The organism is Rhodothermales bacterium (assembly GCA_013002345.1).
Classification (GTDB): Bacteria; Bacteroidota; Rhodothermia; order Rhodothermales; family JABDKH01; genus JABDKH01.
In genome coordinates this window covers 1-3,818 of sequence record JABDKH010000005.1, presented here as the reverse complement: position 1 = coordinate 3,818, position 3,818 = coordinate 1, and the positions used below count along the sequence as shown (strand labels likewise).

Here is a 3,818-nt window from a genome sequence, read left to right as displayed (position 1 = left end):
TCGAGATCTGATCTGAAGAGGCTATGAATCGCCGGGAACGCTCCGTTCCACGTGAACCAGAACAGGCTGTCCCGCTCAACATCCACCGTCATTGCGGTCACGGGGCAATACGGATTGCAGAAGCCCGAAAACACGACGTTCTGGAAATCTGAACCATCGAGATTTGAACGCTGGATGATCGCGTTGTTCGGCGAAGGATTTTCGATGGCGACCGACCAGTACAGTTTTCCACTGTCGATGTCGAGCCTGAGGTCTTGCGGCCGCTCTACGAATCCATCGAAGAGCTCTTCGACCTCGCCGCTGCCGACGACTGTTCGCTGCAGCGAACCCGCGTACGTGTTGCTCCAGTAGATGGTGGGCTGTGCGTTGGAGGTGACGGCTACCGTGCTAGCGACGACGACAAGGCCCGTCAGGACGGGAAAGACCCGCGCGGGACAGTTGTTACCGTTGTTGGCCATTTGGGGACACTATTCCTAAAATGCTCAAGGGTGCCGACATGTCTTGCCCTGCGCGGAAAAAGCTGCAGTCCAGACAAACCGGGCTGGAGATGTATTTTATCGGGATCTCAAAAGTTCTCCAAGATAACCGTTTTCGTCACCTCTATGCCTACGACTCGTCCTCTTCTCAGGGCTCTGCTCCTGACAACCTTCCTGGTGCTTTGCGGACCGGGTAGATCACTCGCACAGGTGCCCCCCGGTCTCGAGGGGCGATGGTCCGGTGCCGCTATCGAGAACGGGACTCCCATCCTTTTCGAGCTTGAGTTTGAAGTGGTTGATGACAGCTTACACACGACACTTACGCAGCCCTACAGTGGCTATTCAAGGTTTCCTTACCCGTTCCGATACGAAGGAGGTCGCCTCAAGTCCGGGCTCTTCGGTGATGAAATGGACCTGCTTGTCGATCTCCGGCGCGGACAATTGCGCGGTACGGTGGTCAATGAAGGAGAGGTCACCCAGACCGTGTTTCTACAGCGGGTTCTGGATTTTCCGCTGCCTGGAATTCGTGAGGAAGAAGTCTCCTTTCGGGCGGGTAGCGATACGCTGGCCGGGTCGCTCTTATTGCCGGATGGTCCTGGACCGTACCCGGCCATCGTTTTTGTGGCCGGCCGCGGCTACGGCAGCCGATACGGCTCGTATGACCTTGCAAGTACGCTCGTGCGTTTCGGAATAGCCGGTCTTGTTGTTGATGCACGGGGCACAGGCCGCTCCACAGGTGACAATGCCACTGCCACAAGCCTGGATCGCGTCGAGGATGTGGCTGCAGGTCTTGATTTCATGCGGGACCGATCCGAAATCAGCAGTGATCATCTCGGACTGCTGTCGAACAGTGCGGGTGGATGGATCGTGCCCGTGGTCGCTGCTGAGAGAAACGATGTCGCCTTCATAGTGACGCTGGTGGGCCCTGCAGAAAGCCTCGCGTACCAGCAGGGTCATGTGATTGAGGCCCTCATGCGAAGGTCGGACGAGTCCTTCACCGACGACGAATTCAGAGCAGCTTTCGAGTACCAGAAGCGGCTTGTTGAGCTCTCGTACGATGGGGCAGAATGGTCCGCATTCAAACCGCTGATTGAGACAGCCCGCTCGAAGCGCTGGGCCAGGTTCGTGGATCTTCCGGAGAGTCTCGCAAATCCTGAGCTCGACTACTATCGCCGTCGGCAAGACTATGATCCAACCGAGGCGCTTCGGAACACCAGGATTCCTCTTCTGGCCATCTACTGCGAGGACGACTACGTAGTGCCGCCGGAAGTGAACGTGCCCGTATTGCAGAATCTACTGGAGGAAGCAGGGAATGCGGACTTCGAGATCGTGGTGCTCGCCGAAGTAAATCATAGCATCGCTTTGACGTCCGGTTTCGTGGGTGACGGCGAGTGGCCGGATCGCTATTATCAGCCGTGGACACGCTCGCCCGACTTGATCCCAACGATTCTCGACTGGCTGCGCCCGCGTCTAGAACTTGACAGGCCCCGGAATGGACGCTAAGACCCAGGACCCATGAATAGTGACTTTTCGAGCCAGGCTATGCAAGTGCTTCGGCCGGTCGACCGGTTGCTGATGATTGTGCAGGCGCTGTTCGCGGTGTTCTGGGCGATGTCGTGGGGGGAGGCTTCGATCGTTCCGGCGATGGTGGCGGCCCATGTGATCGCCATCTTCGTGCCGGTCGTAATCAGTCGAATGGCAAGTGGCGGCAGCAGGCCGCTGACCCTCGTTCGTCTGGTCTATCCTCTGATCTTCATCGGTCTTCATTGGACCGAGGCCGGGTTGATTCACGCAGAGTTGCATGATTCTGTTTTCGACACCGTCGTGATGGGCTGGGATCTTGCGCTGTTCGGTGTTCACCTGCAGGAAGTTTGGCTGCCCGCGATGCCGTACGTGTGGCTCAGCGAGATCATGCTGTTGCTGTACTTCACATACTACCCGGTCGTTTTCGGCAGTCCGTTGCCACTTCTATATCAGAAGCGTGACGATGCGACAACAGATCTTGTCTTTCGGCTTTTTCTCACCTATATGGCATGTTTCGTTATCTACCTCTTCTTCCCCGTGGAGGGACCGAAGATGAGTGTAGGTCGATTTGACGGTCCGCACACGCAAGGATTCTTCTACAGACTGGTGGAGGGTCTGACTGAAGCGGGTGATTCACTGGGGACGGCGTTCCCGAGTTCGCATGTTGCGGGAATGACGGCGCTGGCGATTGCTGGCTACAAGTGGTTTGGCAAAAAGACCAATATCGTGCTGACAAGCCTTGCGATCGGGATGACGATCTCGACCGTTTATGTCCAGCACCATTTCGCCATCGATGCATTGGCCGGGGTGCTGCTCGCGGTGTTGTGTGCCCTCGTGGCGCCGTACTTGCGGCGGGGGTTGATGCGAATTCCGGTCCCGCACCGGTCTGCACGGGGTTCAGCGTGATGAAGGTGATCACGAGTCGGTCCGGTCCCCGCACGGCATATCTTGTGCTGGCCACGGTTCTCTTCGTCGGCAGCAGCCACGTGCGTGCCCAGGCCTGGGTCCAGAAATCGACCGCCGATTCGGAATGGATCGTGTTCTCATCGGGTCGCAGCGGGGGTGGCGACGTCTATGCCGTTCAGGCCATTTCAGGGGAATTCATTCACGTCGCGGATTCTCCCGCCCCCGAGTCGTCGGTCCGGTACGATTCGCACAGGGACCGCATTGTCTACACCCGGTACGATGATCGCCGGGCGATGCTCGTCAGTGAGGGCCGCGATCTCTTCGAAGACCCCAACGGGGACGTAGCACCTGTGTGGTCGCCCGATGGATGGCGGATTGCGTACACGGCGATGCGTCGCGGTCAGGAGGATCTCTACGTGGCACGCAGGGACGGCTCCCGGGAGAAACGGTTTACGAACGACGCCGAGACGGATCGCTATCCCGCGTGGTCGCCGGACGGCAACCACATCGTGTTCGCGCGGCGCGACGTGAAGGGATGGGATCTCTTCACGCTTGACCTGCGTGATCCGTCGCCTGTGCCTGAGCGGCTCACGCAGGACAGTGTGTACGTGGGTCATCCGGCGTGGTCTCCGGATGGTCAGTTTATCGCTTTCGACACGCTCGTCGACGGGCAGAGTGAGATCGCGATGCTGGAGGTCGAGAGTGGCGAGATCACGCGTCTCACCGAGCGGGCCGGTAACGATCTGGTTCCGTCATGGTCGCTTGATGGCCGGCGACTTGCCTTTGGCGCCCGCCCGGACAGCACCGGGAACTGGGATATCTGGACAGTGGATGTCGAAACGAAAGTCATCGAACGCGTGACGAAGCACGCTGATTTTGACGGCGGGCCGGTGGTAGTTCCGGCTTCGGCAC

The 3,818-nt window shown here is 58.6% G+C and carries 4 protein-coding genes; 3 read left to right on the top strand and 1 reads right to left on the bottom strand.

Annotated elements, in window-relative coordinates; translation table 11 throughout:
* A partial coding sequence (locus tag HKN37_00195; protein ID NNE45057.1) for a hypothetical protein occupies positions 1-458 on the bottom strand: 458 nt, incomplete at its 3' end.
* Between the two features lie 144 nt (positions 459-602).
* Between HKN37_00195 and HKN37_00190 the strand changes: the two genes are divergently transcribed.
* The 3 genes from HKN37_00190 to HKN37_00180 all read left to right on the top strand — a co-directional run.
* The gene (locus tag HKN37_00190) at positions 603-1,979 is read left to right on the top strand and encodes an alpha/beta fold hydrolase (GenBank protein NNE45056.1); all 1,377 of its coding nucleotides are present in this window, start codon (positions 603-605) and stop codon (positions 1,977-1,979) included.
* A gap of 12 nt (positions 1,980-1,991) precedes the next feature.
* Positions 1,992-2,906: a phosphatase PAP2 family protein gene (locus tag HKN37_00185; protein NNE45055.1), complete on the top strand. Its 915-nt coding sequence runs from the start codon at positions 1,992-1,994 to the stop codon at positions 2,904-2,906.
* A partial coding sequence (locus tag HKN37_00180; protein ID NNE45054.1) for a hypothetical protein occupies positions 2,906-3,818 on the top strand: 913 nt, incomplete at its 3' end. The genes HKN37_00185 and HKN37_00180, both read left to right, overlap by 1 nt.

Bases quoted from the DNA above. Each gene is read 5' to 3' on its own strand.
- HKN37_00190 (NNE45056.1), top strand. From the start codon at position 603: ATGCCTACGACTCGTCCTCTTCTCAGGGCTCTGCTCCTGACAACCTTC.
- HKN37_00185 (NNE45055.1), top strand. From the start codon at position 1,992: ATGAATAGTGACTTTTCGAGCCAGGCTATGCAAGTGCTTCGGCCGGTC.